At 70.6% G+C, this 15788-nt stretch carries 18 protein-coding genes; 4 read left to right on the forward strand and 14 right to left on the reverse strand.

What is annotated here, in order from left to right; genetic code table 11:
• Positions 1–576 precede the first annotated feature (576 nt).
• Entirely contained in the window at positions 577–1173 is a 597-nt protein-coding gene (locus ACFW3D_RS32630; RefSeq protein ID WP_500510404.1) for a TetR/AcrR family transcriptional regulator, read from the reverse strand.
• Between the two features lie 316 nt (positions 1174–1489).
• Here ACFW3D_RS32630 and ACFW3D_RS32635 point away from each other — a divergent pair, with 316 nt between their 5' ends.
• Positions 1490–2239, forward strand: coding sequence for a glucose 1-dehydrogenase (locus ACFW3D_RS32635; protein ID WP_500510407.1), 750 nt, complete (start codon positions 1490–1492; stop codon positions 2237–2239).
• Positions 2240–2300: 61 nt separating this feature from the next.
• On the opposite strand, the gene ACFW3D_RS32640 is transcribed toward ACFW3D_RS32635, so the two are convergent.
• The 11 genes from ACFW3D_RS32640 to ACFW3D_RS32690 form a co-directional block, all read right to left on the reverse strand.
• On the reverse strand, positions 2301–3770 hold the full coding sequence (locus ACFW3D_RS32640; RefSeq protein ID WP_500510410.1) for an FAD-dependent monooxygenase: 1470 nt from the start codon (positions 3768–3770) through the stop codon (positions 2301–2303).
• Between the two features lie 284 nt (positions 3771–4054).
• Positions 4055–4807 (reverse strand): ZIP family metal transporter, encoded by a 753-nt coding sequence (locus ACFW3D_RS32645; RefSeq protein ID WP_500510412.1) that lies wholly within the window; start codon positions 4805–4807, stop codon positions 4055–4057.
• A gap of 169 nt (positions 4808–4976) precedes the next feature.
• Positions 4977–5462, reverse strand: coding sequence for a transposase (locus ACFW3D_RS32650; protein ID WP_500510415.1), 486 nt, complete (start codon positions 5460–5462; stop codon positions 4977–4979).
• Positions 5463–6253: 791 nt separating this feature from the next.
• Positions 6254–6484 carry a DUF6480 family protein gene (locus tag ACFW3D_RS32655; protein ID WP_500510416.1) on the reverse strand — a complete coding sequence of 77 codons (231 nt, stop codon included), beginning with the start codon at positions 6482–6484 and terminating at the stop codon, positions 6254–6256.
• Positions 6485–6583: 99 nt separating this feature from the next.
• Entirely contained in the window at positions 6584–7216 is a 633-nt protein-coding gene (locus ACFW3D_RS32660) for a UdgX family uracil-DNA binding protein (RefSeq protein ID WP_500510419.1), read from the reverse strand.
• Between the two features lie 9 nt (positions 7217–7225).
• Positions 7226–7381, reverse strand: a complete 156-nt coding sequence (locus ACFW3D_RS32665) for a DUF6131 family protein (RefSeq protein ID WP_500510421.1) — start codon at positions 7379–7381, stop codon at positions 7226–7228.
• Positions 7382–7411: 30 nt separating this feature from the next.
• Positions 7412–7738: a plasmid stabilization protein gene (locus tag ACFW3D_RS32670; protein WP_500510424.1), complete on the reverse strand. Its 327-nt coding sequence runs from the start codon at positions 7736–7738 to the stop codon at positions 7412–7414.
• Between the two features lie 93 nt (positions 7739–7831).
• Positions 7832–8308 (reverse strand): hypothetical protein, encoded by a 477-nt coding sequence (locus ACFW3D_RS32675; protein WP_500510427.1) that lies wholly within the window; start codon positions 8306–8308, stop codon positions 7832–7834.
• 18 nt (positions 8309–8326) lie between these two features.
• On the reverse strand, positions 8327–9220 hold the full coding sequence (locus ACFW3D_RS32680) for a Rieske (2Fe-2S) protein (protein WP_500510429.1): 894 nt from the start codon (positions 9218–9220) through the stop codon (positions 8327–8329).
• A 72-nt stretch (positions 9221–9292) separates the two neighbouring features.
• Positions 9293–10450 carry a PP2C family protein-serine/threonine phosphatase gene (locus ACFW3D_RS32685; RefSeq protein ID WP_500510432.1) on the reverse strand — a complete coding sequence of 386 codons (1158 nt, stop codon included), beginning with the start codon at positions 10448–10450 and terminating at the stop codon, positions 9293–9295.
• An 89-nt stretch (positions 10451–10539) separates the two neighbouring features.
• The gene (locus ACFW3D_RS32690; protein ID WP_500510435.1) at positions 10540–12270 is read right to left on the reverse strand and encodes a PP2C family protein-serine/threonine phosphatase; all 1731 of its coding nucleotides are present in this window, start codon (positions 12268–12270) and stop codon (positions 10540–10542) included.
• 842 nt (positions 12271–13112) lie between these two features.
• Between ACFW3D_RS32690 and ACFW3D_RS32695 the strand changes: the two genes are divergently transcribed.
• Complete coding sequence (locus tag ACFW3D_RS32695) at positions 13113–13769, forward strand: HemK2/MTQ2 family protein methyltransferase (protein ID WP_500510437.1); 657 nt, start codon at positions 13113–13115, stop codon at positions 13767–13769.
• A gap of 16 nt (positions 13770–13785) precedes the next feature.
• Entirely contained in the window at positions 13786–13974 is a 189-nt protein-coding gene (locus ACFW3D_RS32700; RefSeq protein WP_500510439.1) for a CDGSH iron-sulfur domain-containing protein, read from the forward strand.
• Positions 13975–14123: 149 nt separating this feature from the next.
• Here the strand turns inward: ACFW3D_RS32700 and ACFW3D_RS32705 are convergent, their stop codons facing one another.
• Both ACFW3D_RS32705 and ACFW3D_RS32710 read right to left on the reverse strand, forming a co-directional pair.
• On the reverse strand, positions 14124–14276 hold the full coding sequence (locus tag ACFW3D_RS32705) for a hypothetical protein (RefSeq protein WP_500510441.1): 153 nt from the start codon (positions 14274–14276) through the stop codon (positions 14124–14126).
• A gap of 126 nt (positions 14277–14402) precedes the next feature.
• A complete protein-coding gene (locus tag ACFW3D_RS32710) occupies positions 14403–14894 on the reverse strand; it encodes a DUF6328 family protein (protein WP_500510443.1) in 492 nt (163 codons plus the stop codon).
• Positions 14895–15178: 284 nt separating this feature from the next.
• On the opposite strand from ACFW3D_RS32710, the gene ACFW3D_RS32715 reads away from it, so the two are divergent.
• Complete coding sequence (locus tag ACFW3D_RS32715) at positions 15179–15784, forward strand: flavodoxin family protein (protein WP_500510445.1); 606 nt, start codon at positions 15179–15181, stop codon at positions 15782–15784.
• Positions 15785–15788 lie beyond the last annotated feature (4 nt).

Below are 15788 nucleotides of genomic sequence, written 5' to 3' on the forward strand. Positions count from 1 at the left end.
GGCCGCGTATCGCGGCCGGCACCCCGCGCGTCTTGGGCGTCATGAGATCGATCCTCGTGCGGCACCGGTCTTTGCCGCTCGACGGGGTACCGACTGCGCACGACGCGCTTCCGTACCCCCGTGCGGGAGGCCGCGGCGCGCTTCGCACGGTGGCCGCGCGCCCTGCTGGTGACCTTCATTGCGGGTGCCACCCTGGCCCTGCTGCTGTCGGCAACGCCGACCAAGTCGCCGCCGGTGTGGGTGGGTGCGGCCTCATGGGTCGTCACCCTGCTTGTCGCCACGTGCCCGGTGGCGGGTGGGAAGCGCATGCGACGGCGGCGGCAGGCGGCGTGACGCGCTTTCAGCCGCCGGAAGTCGGCCGGGGTGCGAGGGCCGCGAGGACCACGGCGGCGGTCACTCCGGCCGACGCGACGAGGCAGACGGTGACCCGTCCGGACCGTGAGGCGCCGGCCTTGCCGGCTCTCGCCCGCGCCCCCGACGAGGCGGTCCTTTGGGCGCGGGCGGTCAGCGCCGAATCACCGGCGGGGGTCGGTCGCCAGGCATCCGGACAGGATGACGCGTGGCGCGGTGGGCCCGTCAGTTCACGGAGCGAGGCAGTACGGCGAGGGCAGTCTGGGCAATGTCCGTCAGCGTCTCCGTGTTCGCCCCGGCCTTGCCCAGTGCTTCTATGCCACGCAGTACCGCGAGCATCAGCGCAGCCAGCTTCCCGGGGTCCACGTTCGCGGCGATATCGCCGTTGCGCTGGCAGGCGGCGATGTCGTCCTCGAGCAGCGTGTGCAGTGCCTCGATGGTCGCGTGTGCCCGCTTGGCCACAGTCTCGTCGTGCTCGGCCAGCTCGGCGGCACCCTTGGCCAGCAGGCATCCGCGGTGCACGGTGTCCGCGGCGGTGGCCGCCGCCACCAAGTGGACGTGGGCGGACAGCCGCGCGTACGCGTCCTTGTCGTCGCCGCGCAACTGCCGGCCCGTGGCATCGACCACGGAGGCGCAGTAATCGTCGAACACCCGACGGAACAGCTCCTGCTTTCCGCCGAACGCGCCGTACAGGCTGCCCTTGCCAAGGCCCGTCGCCGCGGCGACGTCTTCCATGCGCGTGGCGGCGAACCCACCGGACCAGAACAGATCACGGGCGATGACCAGTACCTGCTGCTCGTCGAACTTCCGAGGTCGCGCCATGACGAGCAGCCTACACCTTTCTTGACTCTATCGTCCATAACGGTCGGCTTTGCGGACGGGGCCGAGAACCGGGAGTGAGGATGCCGTGACGGAAGTACTCACAGGCGAGGCGGCGGTCGCCACCGGGGTCGACGGCGGCGCGGGAGATGCGTCCGAGCCTCGCCGGAGGAGTGGGGTGGGTCATAGTTTTTGACCCGACCGTCCAGTACTCGGTTTTTTACCGTATCGTCCATAACGAGCCCGTCGCACCAGGCGCGGGTCCGACGCAGAGCAACGGCCGCGGAGTGCAGACCTCCGCCGAACAGGAGCCATGACCATGGGACAGCTCGACGGCAAGACAGCAATCGTCACTGGGGGCAACAGCGGGATCGGGCTGGCCACCGCCAAGCGGTTCGCCGCCGAGGGCGCGCATGTGCTCATCACGGGTCGACGCCAGGAAGCGCTCGACGCCGCGCTGGCTGAGATCGGTCCGAACGCCACTGCCGTTCGGGGCGACGTCTCAGATCTCGATGACATCGACCGCCTCTACACCGCTGTCGCCGAGCAGGGCCGTCGCATCGACGTGCTGTTCGCAAACGCCGGCGGCGGCGAATTCTCCACCCTGGAAGACGTCACGGAGAAGCACTTCGACTCGACCTTCGGTATCAACGTGAGGGGCACGCTCTTCACGGTCCAGAAGGCGCTTCCTCTGCTGAACGAGGCCGCTTCGGTCATCCTCACGGGATCCACCGCCGCCACCTCGGGCGGCGAGGCCTTCGGCGTCTACGCCGCCTCCAAGGCCGCCATCCGTAGCTTCTCCCGCACGTGGGCCAACGAGCTCAAGAGCCGGAAAATCCGGGTGAACACCCTCGTCCCGGGTCCGATCGAGACGCCCGGCAACTCCGGACTGGCTCCTGATGCGGCTGAGGCCGCCAAGCTCTGGGACTTCTTCGCCAGCCAGGTGCCGCTCGGCCGGATGGGCCGGCCGGAGGAGGCCGCCGCGGCGGCGCTCTTCCTCGCCGGCGATCAGAGCAGCTTCATCACCGGAACCGAGCTCTTCGTCGACGGCGGTCTCAACCAGGTCTGATCGCCCTCGTCCGGAGTTCCGGTCTGGGGCGGCAACCGCAATCCACCGTCCAGAACCAGGCCTAAGCAGCGCCCACGCCCTCACCGCAGTGGGTGGCCAGTGCCTGCCTGATCTGATCCGCTCGGCGGTGCGCGGACTGCTCGGACGAGGCCCACGCAATGTAGGCGTCCGGTCTGACCAGCACGGACTTGCTGGTCAGGCCGGCTGGGGTGACGCACTCCACCGCGTCGGCCCAGCCTTCGGTCACCGAAGAAGGGAGCGCTGTGTCTGCCGGTGTGACCAGTACGAACCGGCGGCCGCGCAGCGCCTCGTACAGGCGTCGTCCGTCGCTGAGGAGGACATCCGGTGCCCGTTTCCCCGTGAGCGGGTGCGCGCCGGCCGGAGCGCCGTAGGCGATGTCGATCCCGGACATCGCCCGCCCCAGCCGCAACGCCACCGGCGGGAGACGCAGTACGGTCCGGGCGGTGATGTCCCGGACGCCACGAAGCGCCCTGGGAGTGGTCAGGACACCACGCAGCAGCGCCCCGCTCATACGCAGCACTCTGCGCCCGACCGGATGCCTTTCGGCCTCGTAGGTATCGAGCAGGGCTTCGCGGGCGTGGCCGTGCAGTACGGCAGCCAGTTTCCAGCCCAAGTTCGCAGAATCCTGAATGCTGGTGTTCATGCCCATGCCCCCGGCGGGGGAGTGCACGTGCGCCGCGTCACCGACGAGGAAGACCCTGCCTACGCGGTAGCGCGGCGCCTGCCGCTCATCGCTGTGGAAGCGTGATATCCAGCGCGGGTCGTGCATGCCGAAGTCACCGCCGAGCGCCCGGCGGGCGACGGCCCGGATCTCCTCCAGATCGACCGGTGCGCTGTCCGGCATCTCATGGTGGCGATTCCACGCCATGATGCGGAACCACCCATCGCCGAACGGTACGAGTATCGCGAAGGCGTCGCCCACCGCCCCTACGGTCGGGGGCTTTTTCGGGGGGTCGGCCAACCGGACATCGGCGAGCATCATCGACCGCACCGCGGAGCGGCCCGGGAACGGCAGGCCGAGCGAGCGGCGTACCAAGCTGCTTCTTCCATCGGCGCCCACGACGTAAGCCGCGCGCAGGGTCTGGGGGGAGCCATCCGCCGCCCGGACCCGAACGTCAACGCCGGTCGCATCCTGGGCAAGCCCGACAGCTTCCCAGCCTTCCCGAATGTCGGCACCTCGGGAAAGGGCCCGCGCCCGGAGCACTTGCTCGGTGTGGTACTGCGGCGTCACCAGTACATGCGGGTACCGGGTTGGCAGCCGCGACAGATCGACCTGCAAGAACTGGAGAACCGGGTTACGGACACCGGTCGCAAGCAGCTGGTCGGCGACACCACGGGCGTCCAGTTGTTCCATCGTACGGGCGTGGACCGCAAACGCCCGGGTGAGCTGCGATTCCTGCACGCGGCGCTCGACGACGGTACAGCTGACACCGGCCTCCGCCAGGTCGCCCGCCAGCAAGAGCCCCGATGGGCCTGCTCCTACGATCAGTACCTGGTTGTCGGAGCTCATGTGATCCCCTCCAGGGTTGCCGGGGCCACCGTGGTGAGCGGGTCAGAGGGCCGGCTCCGGACTCCTTGCCCTGCCGTCCGGCCGGACAACCGAAGGCCGTTGCTCCGGACCAGCCCGAACCACAGAGCCACCGTACTTACGGTACCGCCGGCTTAGGGCCTGCGCGCGGCGTCCCGGCACGGCTTACCCCCGTCCCCGTCCGCAGGACAGAGACCTCGGCCGACCGCCGAGCAGACGGCCCGAGCGGGGGACGGTGGAGAGCACCACCAACGGCCCACTCGCGGTCAGCTCGCAAGCCCGATCACCAGCCACATCAGCAGGGCCCCGGTCACCGTGAACAGAAGAGTGGCCTTGGAGGGGTGCGGACTGTGAGCCTCCGGCAATATGTCCGAGGTGGCAAGGTAGAACAAGAAGCCGGCGAAGAATCCGAGATACAGACCCAGCAACCCGGTCGGTATCGTGAACCCCAAAGTGATCGCTGCACCGACCACCGGGGCGACTGCGTCGGCCAAGAGCAGCAGTTGAGCCCGGCGGCGGGCATTCCCGTACAACCTGGTGATCGTATAGGTGTTGAAGCCGTCGGCGAAGTCATGGGAGATCACCGCGATGGCAACCACGATGCCCAGCGTATTGCCGGCCTGATAAGCGGCGCCGATGGCGAACCCGTCGATCACGCTGTGTCCCACAAGTGCCGAGGCGGCGGCCAGACCGATTCCCTCCGCCGATTCCTGCGCATGCCCGAAAGTGTGGGAGTGCGGGGCGTACTCGCTCTCGTGGGCGCGATGGATGGCGACACCCCGCTCCACGACGTGCAGAGCAAGGAATCCCGCAACGAACATCAGCAATGCTGCGGGAACCCCGAAAACGTGCCGTGGCTGAGCCGTCAGCGCATCGGGAAGCAGGTCGAAGCCGATGACGCCGAGCATGAGACCGGCGGCCAGACCGAGCACCAGATGACGGCGGTCACCGACCCGCTGTGCGACGAATCCACCGACAAGAGTCATGATCATGGCGCACGCGGCTGTCAGAACCGGCATAAAACAATCTTGCGCGTCGTCATGAGGGGTTGCTACTCGGGCCTTGACCCCTGGTCTTGGACACACGAGACCGGGCCTGGTGGTACGCAGCCTCGCCCCAGCGCCTTCCCCGTCCGCACCGGGACATGCGGGCTCATGCGGGCACAAAGGCGCGTACCAGATGTGCTGGTCACAGCCGCATCTCGTCCCCTCGGCACGGCACCTCCCGCACCGGCGGCCAGACTGGAATCGGAGCACCCGGACGACCCGGCCCGGCCGCTGCAGTCCGGGCCGGCGATGACACCGCCAGTCGGTTCCTCGCGAAGTTCGCCCTTCTCCGCACTCCCGCTGCATGCCGGTGGGCACGGCTGACGCCGGAGCCGACGCCTGGATCCCAGGTGATCAGATCGTCCGCCTTCACACGGACCTGAAGCTGGGTGACGACCCGCTGCCAGGTGCCGTCCCTCTGCCAGCGGCGGAAGAGGTCGTACACCCGGCCCCACGGCCCGTACCGCTCGGGCACGTCCCGCCAAGGCACTCCGGTGCGGACCCGGAACCGAATGCCGTCGATCAACTGTCGCCGGGTCCACGTCGCCGGCCGGCCGACCTTCTTGCGCACGGGCAACAGGGGCTCCAGCAGCGCCCACTGCTCGTCCGTCAGATCTCCACGAGCCATAAGTGAAGATCATTTCACACCATGTTCGACTGATGCCACACGCCCCGGCCGGCTCTGGTGGGCGACCGCCGGGTCATGTACCCGGACCTCAGGGGCGTGCCCGCCGGTCGCTTGGAGCGCGTCCAGCAGGGGCCCGGGCTGTTGCACCACGGCGGTTACGATCGGCGATCGGGGCGCTACCCACAGCGTGCCGATTGGAGTGGTCGGGCGCCGAGTGGGCTGATCACTGCCGTAACGAGTCACGCCTCCCAGGAGCGCAACCTCGTCGTCCGGACCCTGGAGGACAAGTCGAATCCGGCCTGATCGGCCCTCACCACATGGGACACCAGGTCCTTCGGGCCGCCGACTCGCGGCCGTCCGTTGTCAATCGGGCGGTTCCTGCGGCGGTACGTCACGCGACGCGTCGGGGACGTCGTTCTCGGGGCGCCCGGGGCGCCCTCGTTCCGCGGCGTCAGGATCGCGTCCGCGTGCCCGCCGCAGATCCCGCTGGTCCTTCGGGGGCGGCGGCGTACGTCGCGCCTCCTCGGGTTTCTCGTTGCGCATCATGCTTCTTCTCCTTCGTCGCGGAGTCACCTCCGCCGCCGCGGCGTCGTAGGCGGCCCCTGCGGGCGGACCGCCGGTGGTGACGGTGTCAGGGGTGCCCCGCGGATCAGGCTCTCCGCCGACGTGGCCTCGGGCTCCTCGTCCGTGGTCCGGTCGGGCGCTCGGGCTCGATCAGGAGGGTCCGTGGCCCTCGGGCTGCTGCTTGCTCCTGCACCCTTCCCGGCCTGGCAGCACCCCCCTGAAGTCGGTTACGAGGACAGCGCGACGATCATGGCGATCACCCCGGCGACGAAGATCGCGACGACACCGAGGATGAGCACCAGCGGTGCGAAGCCCCACGCGTTGTGGAGTTCCGGCCGCTCGGGGAGGGAGATCCCTTCGGTGGTGCTGCTCTCCCCCGGGGGCGTCTCGGTGGGCGGCACCTTGTGTTCCGTGCCGCTGTAAGGGGCCGAACGGTTGCCCGCGTGCGGCGTACTCATGGCGCACCTCCCTGGAACGCGGTCAGTGCATCTGCTGTGTGACTTCCCGCCTGCCCTGCCGGGAAACGGAGCCCGGCCGTCCGGGTGCCCGCGCCCTGGTCAGCCGAGTGCGCCGGCGACCACTCGCAGGTCCGCGACCAGCCCGGCGTACATCTCCTCGCGGTTCTCGCCCGCGCGCAGCACTGCGGAGGGGTGGACGGTGGCGAGGACGCGGGCGCCGGCGAGGGGCACGCTCGGCGTGAGGAGCCTGCCTCGCTGCCTGGTGACCCGGAACTCGGGCCCCATCAGGGCCTTGGCCGCGGTCGCGCCGAGCGCGACGACGATCCGCGGGGCGACCCGTTCCAGCTCGGCGTCCAGCCAGGGTTTGCAGGCGGCGACCTCGCGGAGCGTGGGCTGCTTGTGGATCCGCCGCTTGCCGCCGTCGGGGACGGTGAACTTGAAGTGCTTCACGGCGTTGGTGACGTACGCGTCGGCGGGATCGATCCCGGCCTCCGCCATCGCCTTGTGCAGGACCTTTCCGGCCGGGCCGACGAAGGGGCGGCCCTGCCGGTCCTCCTGGTCCCCCGGCTGCTCCCCCACCAGGACGACGGTCGCGGACGGCTCTCCTCGACCGAAGACGGTGCGGGTGGCGTCCGCGTACAGCGGGCACCCCTTGCAGTCGGCGGCAGCGGCGCTCAGTGCCGCCAGGTCCGCGTCCTCGGGGACGTAGGGCGAGGCGTCGTATTCCGCCATGCCGGGCGCCTACCAGTAGTGCCGGCGTCCGCCGATCCCGTGCCCCACGGCGCCCAGCACCCACAGCACGAGGCCGATGACGACGAGGATGATCCCGATGGTCCACAGGATCGAGAGCCCGGCGAGGAAGCCGATGATCAGAAGGATGATGCCGAGGATGAGCATGATGCCCTCCACTGGTCGGTCCGCGTACGTTCAGCCGCCGCCGAGGGCGCGTTGGAGTTCGGCCTTGTTCATGTGGGAGCGGCCGTCGACGTTGCGGCGCTTGGCCTCGGCGTAGAGCTGGTCGTAGGTGGGGCCCTGTGAGCCCTTGCCGGAGCGCTGTCCGCCGCGCCTGCCCGAGGACATGTCCTCGATGGAACTGCGGCTGGCGGTCTTCGACTCGCCCGCACGGGCGCGTTCCTTGTTGACCGTGCGGGCGGCGATCTCCTTGGCCCGCTTCTCGCTCTCGCCCCGGTCCTGCGCGCTCTCCTTGATGTGCTCGTACTGCCGCTCACGCTTGCGGCTCGACCCAGCGGGCATTCCTTTCACCCCATTTGCTCATCTCGTCCCTGGAGAACGGCTACCCCGTAACGACGGATCATCACGGGTTCCACCCCGATGTCCTCGACCCGGTCAGCCCAGGCCCGCGCCGACGGCGTCACGGCGTACGGTCTCGACGGTGTCGATCTGCTCCCGCGCGCGGTCCAGGAGGGTGTGGAGCCGGTCCTCGTCGAGGTCCTTCTCCGGGGTGAGCGACAGGAGCGACTGCCACAGCAGGCTCTTCCCCTCGATGCCCAGGCGCAGCGCCTCGAGTTCGATGACCGTGCTCAGGCCGGAGCGGCGGGTGACCCGTCCGTTGAGCTTCAGCAGCCGTACCTTCTCGGCGAGCCACCCCGCGTACACCTTGTGGCGCCGCGCGGGGACGTCGAGTGCGGCCATCAGGTCGAGGAGGGCCTGCCGGTCCTCCGCGATCTCGTCGGCCACGCGTCGCAGTTCGTCGCCGTGGGGCGAGGAGCCGTGGTGGTCGGCGAGGTGGCGGGACAGCAACTGGCCGGTGGTCGAGCCCGCCAGATGGTCGTTCATGTAGATCCCGAGGGCTTCCTGACTCATGGCGTTCCTCCTTGTCCCTCACGCTTGGGCAAGCCGGACCTCGACCTGCCCGTCGGGGGATATCCGGCAGTCGAAGCGGGGTTGCGGCGCGGTCGCCGGCCCCTGGACGTTGGCGCCGTCCGAGAGGCGGAACTGGCTGCCGTGCCAGGGACACTCGAGGCAGCCCTCGATGACCTTGCCCTCGTACAGCGGGCCGTCCATGTGGTTGCAGCGGCCGGCCAACGCATGGAACCGCCCGTCGTCCGCCCGGACCACGACCACCGTGGCCTCGCCGGCCATGCGCCGGACCGGTTCGCCGACCGGGAAGTCCTGCGGCACCCCGATGCGGTGCCAGCCCGGCTCCACCAGCACGGACACCGCCTCCGCGTGGTTCACGCCGGCGCCCTGCCGGTAGGCGAGGTGGCCGCCGAGCACACCGCCGACCGTGGCGAGGGTCATGCCGCCGAAACCGAGGGCCCGGCCGAGGAGGGGGCGGCCCTTGAAGCGGTACACGAGGGAGGCCGCGTAGGCGGTGACGGCGGCGAGGTTCGCGGTCGCGTGGACCAGGCCGACGCGGGCCTGACGGGGGCGCTGCTCCGCCCAGTCCACCCATCCGGCGAGGGCGGCGGGCCCGGCGGAGACCAGACCGACCGCCACCAGACGGCGGGCGGCGCGGCTCTCACCGGGCAGCAGGTCGAGTATCCCGGCACAGGTCCAGGCGCCGATCGGCACCTGCACGAGCACCGGGTGCACGGGGTGGCCGAGCCACAGGCCGCGCAGCGCGTCACGCCCCCTGCCCAGCGGCACGGCACGGACGACCTTGCGGACACCGGCGGCGACCCCGTCGAGCCACTCCTGCCCTTCCAGGGTGTCCATCGCGGCGGGGACGGGACCGTTGGGGGAGCCTTGCTTCTCGTGCGTATGCCTGCTCATAAGCCTCATGTGGTGCGGCTTTCCTGCATGCTCCGGGACAAACCCGGCACCCGGCGGTGTGCGCGTGCCCGCTCAGGCGCGCCAGTCCAGGCACAGGACCGTGGCGTCGTCCTGCAGGTGTCCGTGGCAGGCCACGGACACGGCGGAGGTCATCACCTGGACCACTTCGCGGGGGTGCTCGGCTGCGGAGGCGCGGAGCAGCGCGGGCAGGTCCACGCTGTGGGCCTCGCGCTCCTGCATGCCGTCGGTGTACAGCACCAGCCGGTCACCGGGTCGCAGATCGACGTCCTGGACGCGGAATGGCGGCGCGGAGGGGACGCCGAAGGGGAGGTTGACCCGAAGTCCGAGTTCCTCCACGGTGCCGTCGCGCAGACGCAGTGGCCAGGGGTGTCCGGCGTTGACCAGCCGGCAGCCGGTCCCGTCCGCCGCGAGGCGCAGGAGTTGCCCGGTGGCGTGGCCGTGGCTGCCGTGCTCCCGGAGCGCCGTGTGCATTTCGAGGGCCTGTTCCGCGAGGTCGTGCCCGGCGCGCCGGGCACGGCGCGAGGCGTTCACCAGAACGGTGGCCAGCAGGGCGGCCTGCACGTCGTGGCCCATGGCGTCGGTGATGGACAGGTGCAGGGTGTCGTAGTCGAGGGTGTAGTCGTAGGTGTCGCCGCCGACGGAGTCCGCGGGTACCAGTGCAGCGGCGAGGGTGAACTCGTTCGCCTCGCAGGAGGCGGCCGACGGCAGCAGCCCGCGCTGGATCTCGGCGGCCAGGGTGAGCGGTGTCGTGCGTTTGCCCCAGTGGTAGAGGTCGGTGAACCGGCGGTCGGTGACGACGATGTAGGCCAGCGCGTGCGCGGCCTCGCCGACCTGGGCCAGCACCTCGTCGGTGCCGTCGGGCAGGGTCAGCTCCAGCACGCCGATGGTGTCGCCCCGGTTGGTGACGGGCGCGACCACCCGCTGCCCCGCCCCGTCGGCGGGTGCCCGCATCACCTGCTGGCTGCGCAGGACGTCGTAGTAGATGCTGCCGTGCAGGGGGATCTGCTCCGCGCTGCCGCCCTGCCGGGACGCGACGTCCTCGCTGACCCGCACCATCTTCTGGCCGATGACGTCGGGGAGCAGGAACGACACCGATCCGGCCCCGAACCGCTCCCTGAGGTTGCGCGCCACGACGTCCAGGGACTGCACCGGCGCGGCCGCCTCCGCCGCCGCGAGGATGTCGTCGAGTCCGAGCTGGTCATACGACACGATGGCCTCCCTCGCCCCCCTCTGCGCTCCTTCCCCGGACCGCCGGGAAACTCACGCGGGCGTGCGCGGGGAGGGATCGCCCGGCGGCGTCAGAGGGCGGGGTCGGGCGTGCGCAGGGCGAGGAAGGCGACGTCGTCGTCGTTGTCCGTGGGCCGGGCCCGGTCCAGCAGCGCGTCGCTGAACGGGTCGAGGGGGCGCCGGGCGAGGGAGGCGGCGTGTTTGCGGAGCCGGTCCAGGCCCTCGTCGATGGAGTGACGGGTCGATTCGACCAGTCCGTCGGTGTAGAGCACGAGCGTGGACCGCGGAGGCAGGGTGACGACGGCGTCCTCGCGCGGCCTGGTGGTGCCGGTGCCGAGCAGGATGCCGTGGCCGTCGGACAGGAAACGGGTCCGCCCGTCGTGGTCCACCAGCAGCGGTGGCGGATGACCCGCGTTGGTCCACCGCAGCCGCCACAGGCCGTCGTCCCCGCAGGTGAGCCGCGCCAGCAGCACGGTGGCCATCGGCACCTCGGCGATGTGCATGACGGCCTGGTCGAGCTGGGTGACGACGTCGCTGGGCGACTCGGGGTGCGACCACGCGAAGGCGCGCAGCATGTTGCGGACCTGGGCCATGCCGCCGGCGGCGTCGAGGTCGTGCCCCACGACGTCGCCTATGGCGAGTGCGGTGGCACCGTCCATGAGCGGGAAGGCGTCGTACCAGTCGCCGCCGACCTGTGAGGCCTGCGGAGCGGCCACGTACCGGGCCGTCATCTGCAGTCCGGGGATCGTGGGCATCTGCGGGAGCAGGTGGCGCTGCATCGTCTCGGAGACCTTGCGCTGCCGCTGGTAGAGGCGGGCGTTGTCGAGCGCGAGCCCCGCGCGGCGGGTCAGGTCCTCGAGCAGCGGCAGGTCTCGTGCGGTGAAGGCGTCCGGGCGCGTGGCACGCCCCAGCGTGAGCGCTCCCAGCACGTCTCGCAGACCGCGGATCGGGGCGATGGCCGCTGAGTGCATGCCCGTCTCGTCGAAGAGCCGGTGCTGCTCCACGGCGATGCCCGAGTCCGGCGGACCGTGGTACGTCGACGGTGTGGCGATGGTGGAGGCAGCGCCGCGCAGGGCCCGCGAGAGCGGCAGCGGTGACTCCTGCGGCAGCGGCGGCATCGGCCCCTGCAGGTCGGCTCGCTCTATGAGGACGCCGTCCGCGTCCTGCACCACCAGGGCACGCCGCACCTCGTCGTTCTCCGTGAGCAGGTCGACGATGGCCCAGTCGGCAAGTAGCGGGACTGTGAGGGCCGCCAGGCGGTGCAAGGCCTCGCCCACGTCCAGGGTCGAAGTGAGCTGGGTGGTGGTCTCCGCGAGCAGGGCGAGGCGGTCGAGCTCCGTCAGGGCGCTGGGGTCCTCCGCCCCCTCCTCCCGGTGCTCCGGGGCCTCGTGCCGCTGGTAGAGCATGACCAGGGCGCCGGCCCTTCTAGGGCCGAGGGTGTAGGGGGTCAGGAACCAGGAGAGCCCGAGCAGGGTGCCGTCCCCGCGGGCGAACCACCCCAGGTCGCTGTGCCCGGTGCGCTCGGCGAGGAGTGCGTCGCGCATCTCGCAGCGGGACCGGGGCATGGGGCGGCCGTGGCTGTCGCGGTGCAGCAGGTCGTGCGCGTCCTGGCCGAGCAGATCGGCGGCGGACCGCCGGAGGAGCCTCATCGTGGCGTCATTGGCCGCGATGATCGCCCCCTCGCCGTCCACCACGTAGGCAGGCGCCCTCACGCCTTCCAGCAGGCCGACGGGCACGGCGCGGGGCAGTGCCCGGACCCCGTTCAGGAAGGGCGATCCGGTGTCCGGTGCGGCAGCGTCCATGCTCCCCTGTCCTCGGGTGCGAACTCGGTCTCTTGGACTACCCAGGCACCAGGATCGCATGCGGCGGGCATGCGGGTCCGGGTCACGCCCGGCGGGGTCTTGCACGCAGCAGGACGCGCACGGACGCGTCGCTCTCGTTCACGGCCGGGCCCCTCGGGCGCGGCTAGCCGGATGCCAAGCCGTCGGCGTGGGCGCTCACCCCGACGTCGTCGGTACCCGGCGCGCGTACCGGGCCTCGAACCGTCCGTCGGGTCCGACGTCCAGGACGTCGCGGCCCCGGGCCGGCAGCGGCCGACCGACGGAGACCACGCTGTGCCCGGTCATCCACGGCCCGCCGAGCGCCCGCGCGGCCATCCCGTCGACACCGGTGCGGGGCGCCAGCGGTGCTGGATCACGTCGTCGCGCATGCGTTCCCGCCGTCCCGGGTCCACCATCACCTCCGCGTCCGGCGACAGGCCGGGCGGCCGCCGGGGCGACGTCGGCCAGCCGTTCGCAGCGACTCAGGAAGCCGACCACACCTCGGGACCGGACGTACGCCGGTGCGGGGCCTCGTGCGCGAAGCTCCCGGCCTCCACCGGAGTTCGGTGTGGAACGCCCGGAGCACTCGGGCCGGTTCCTCGTCGTTGCTCGTTCGGTCGCTGAGGACATCGCGCAGCGTCCAGGTTTCGCACCGCGTTCCGTCGTCGGGCCTTCGCGCCTGTACGGCGTGGTGGAAGGGCGCCGGCTCCGGAAGGGTCTCATCGACACGGATCGGGATCATGGCGCCATGAGCGATCCTGCTCGACCCCCGGCCAAATCGGATGGTCCACGTTAGTACACGAAGAATGGGGTATTCGCGGACCATGTGGCTTTTGTGCCCACCGGGGGTCTACCACCCCCAGGACGACACGCTTCTGCTGGAAGACGCGCTGAAGCGTGAGCCCCTCACGGCCGACACCGACGTCCTCGACCTGGGGACGGGCACCGGCACCCTGGCGCTGACGGCTGCCGAGTGCGGCGCCGCACAGGTGACAGCGGTCGACGCCTCCGTCAGCGCAGTGCTCACGACGTGGCTCAACGCCCGTCTCAACCGGCTGCGTGTCAGGGTGCTGCGCGGCGACCTGACCGCACCCGTGACGGATCACCGCTTCGACCTGATCATGGCCAACCCGCCGTACGTGCCGTCGCCGGAGACCCGCCTTCCCACCTGGGGCCGCGACCTGGCCTGGGACGCGGGATGCGACGGCCGTGCGCTGCTGGACCGGATCTGCTGCGACGCTCCGCCCCTGCTCACCCCGGGGGGCGTCCTGTTGCTCGTGCACTCGGGACTGTGCGGGGCGGAGCGCACCCTGGGCCGGTTGCGCCGTGCCGGACTGCGGGCGGCGGTCACCGAACGGCGGTACATCCCGTTCGGGCCGGTGCTGCGCGACCGGTCGGCATGGCTGGAGGCGCGGGGGCTGATCGCTCCGGGCGAGGAGAAGGAAGAGCTGGTGGTGATCCGTGCCGAACGTCAACGATGAACCGTCGCCGACGCGTGTGACGCTCACCCGGGACGGTCCGATCCTCATCGAGGGCCCCGTCGAGGTCGTGCTGGACGACGGCCGCGTGGTGCGCTCGGACCGTTTCGTCGTGGCGCTGTGCGCCTGCCGTCGCAGCCGGAAGTACCCGTGGTGCGACACCAGTCACCGCCGGCGCACCCCTGCTTCCGCGGCCCGCAAGGCTTAGCCGGGGAACGGCGACCGCCCTACCCGTCGGCCTCCTCGAGCGGCTGCGCCCCCGTCATTTCCTGTACGAACCTCATCTGCAGCAGGCGCCGGTCGCGTTGGCCGAGGACGCCTGCCGGATACCTCCTCGCCCTCCACCCCGAACAGGCCTCAGGCGCGATCGTCGGCCACCGTTCCCGTGCTCGCGGGATTCAGTGCGAGCAGCCCGCGGGCGCACAGTTCCCGGACGACGAGGGACAGCACATCGTCCCCGTCCAGGCCGCACTCGTCCGGCGATTCCGGGACGGGCCGCACCGCTTCCACGGGCGACACGTCCCGCGGTCGCGGGAGACGGGCTACCTGCTCACGAAGGTCCTCAGCGCACTCCCGCGATATCGGCACCGGGACAGCCGCCTTGATGGGACATCCAGGTGACGCGGCCGGAGCCCATCAGTCCTCGGTGAAGCGGTACCGAGCCCACAGGGGCAGCACGAACCAGCACAGCAGGCACCAGGCGAGGACCACTGCCACCAGGTACACCACGTGGGAGTCATGGGTGGCCACACGGAGCACCAGCAGCAGCGCGGACGTCATGGTGGCTAGCAGCAGGACGAGCCCGGCGAAGGTGAGGCGCGCGGCCCAGCGGACCGTCTCCGGTTTGATGCGGCGTCCCGCGACGATCCGGTGGAAGGAAACCGGTCCCACCAAAGCCCCGGTGGCTGACGCGCCCAGTACGACCGTGAGGATGTAGATGATCTTGTCTGTCTGGCCCAGTTGCGGGTACCGCGGCGTGAAGACCACCGTCAGCAGGAAACCGAAGAGGATCTGCACGCCCGTCTGGGCGACGCGCACCTCCTGGAGGAGTTCTGTCCACTGCCGGTCGGCGCGCTCCTCCCGGGTCTCGTCACGGCCCCTACGGCGGCTGGCGCCGTCAGCAGGCATGTCGTCCTCCCGTCGTTCGATGGTCGGTTTCGTCCGTGTACCCGCGAGGGTCCGCGCCCTTCCCGGCCCACTGGCGCTTCGTCGCGCCACCGTTTCCACCGGGCGGCCGCGGGAAGCAGAAGCGTCGGCATCGCACGTACAGACCCTTGGAGGATCACATGTTCACTGCCGTGGCGGACGTATGGCGCGACGCCGGGGGCGACCCGTTACGGCAGGCACTGACCGGGAGAGTGAGTCCGGCGCTTCAACGGGATCCGTTGTGCCGGTGGAGGTAGGTAAAGGCCATGAAAGCCCTCGTGATCAACTGCACTCTTAAACGGTCGCCTCAGCCGTCCAACACCTATGCCCTGGCCAAAGTCGTGGCGGACCAGCTCGCCGCCTACGGCGTGGACATCGACTGCGTCCGCGCCGTCGACCTGGACATCAAGCCGGGCGTGACCAGCGACGAGGGCGAGGGAGACGCATGGCCAGCAATCCACGAGAAGCTGCTGTCGTCGGAGATCCTCATCCTTGCCTCCCCCACGTGGCTGGGCAGGCCGTCGTCGGTCGCCCAGCGCGTGCTGGAGCGTATGGACGCCCTGATGTCCGAGACGGACGGCAGTGGCCGCCCGGTCGTTTACAACCGGGTGGCCGGGGTGGTGGTGACGGGCAACGAGGACGGCGCACACCACGTCATCAGCGAGATCTCGGGGGCGTTGGCCGACCTGGGGTACACCATCCCGGGCCAGGCCTGGACGTACTGGCACCTCGGCCCGGGGGCCGGCCCCGACTACCTCAACGACGAGCGTGGCCACGACTGGTCCCACAAGACGGGTCGCGCCATGGCGGCCAACCTCCACGGCGTGGCCCGAGCCCTGGCGGCCACACCGCTCGACGCGCCGCCTGGGTGATCGC

The organism is Streptomyces sp. NPDC058864 (genome assembly GCF_042742985.1).
Lineage (GTDB): Bacteria > Actinomycetota > Actinomycetes > Streptomycetales > Streptomycetaceae > Actinacidiphila.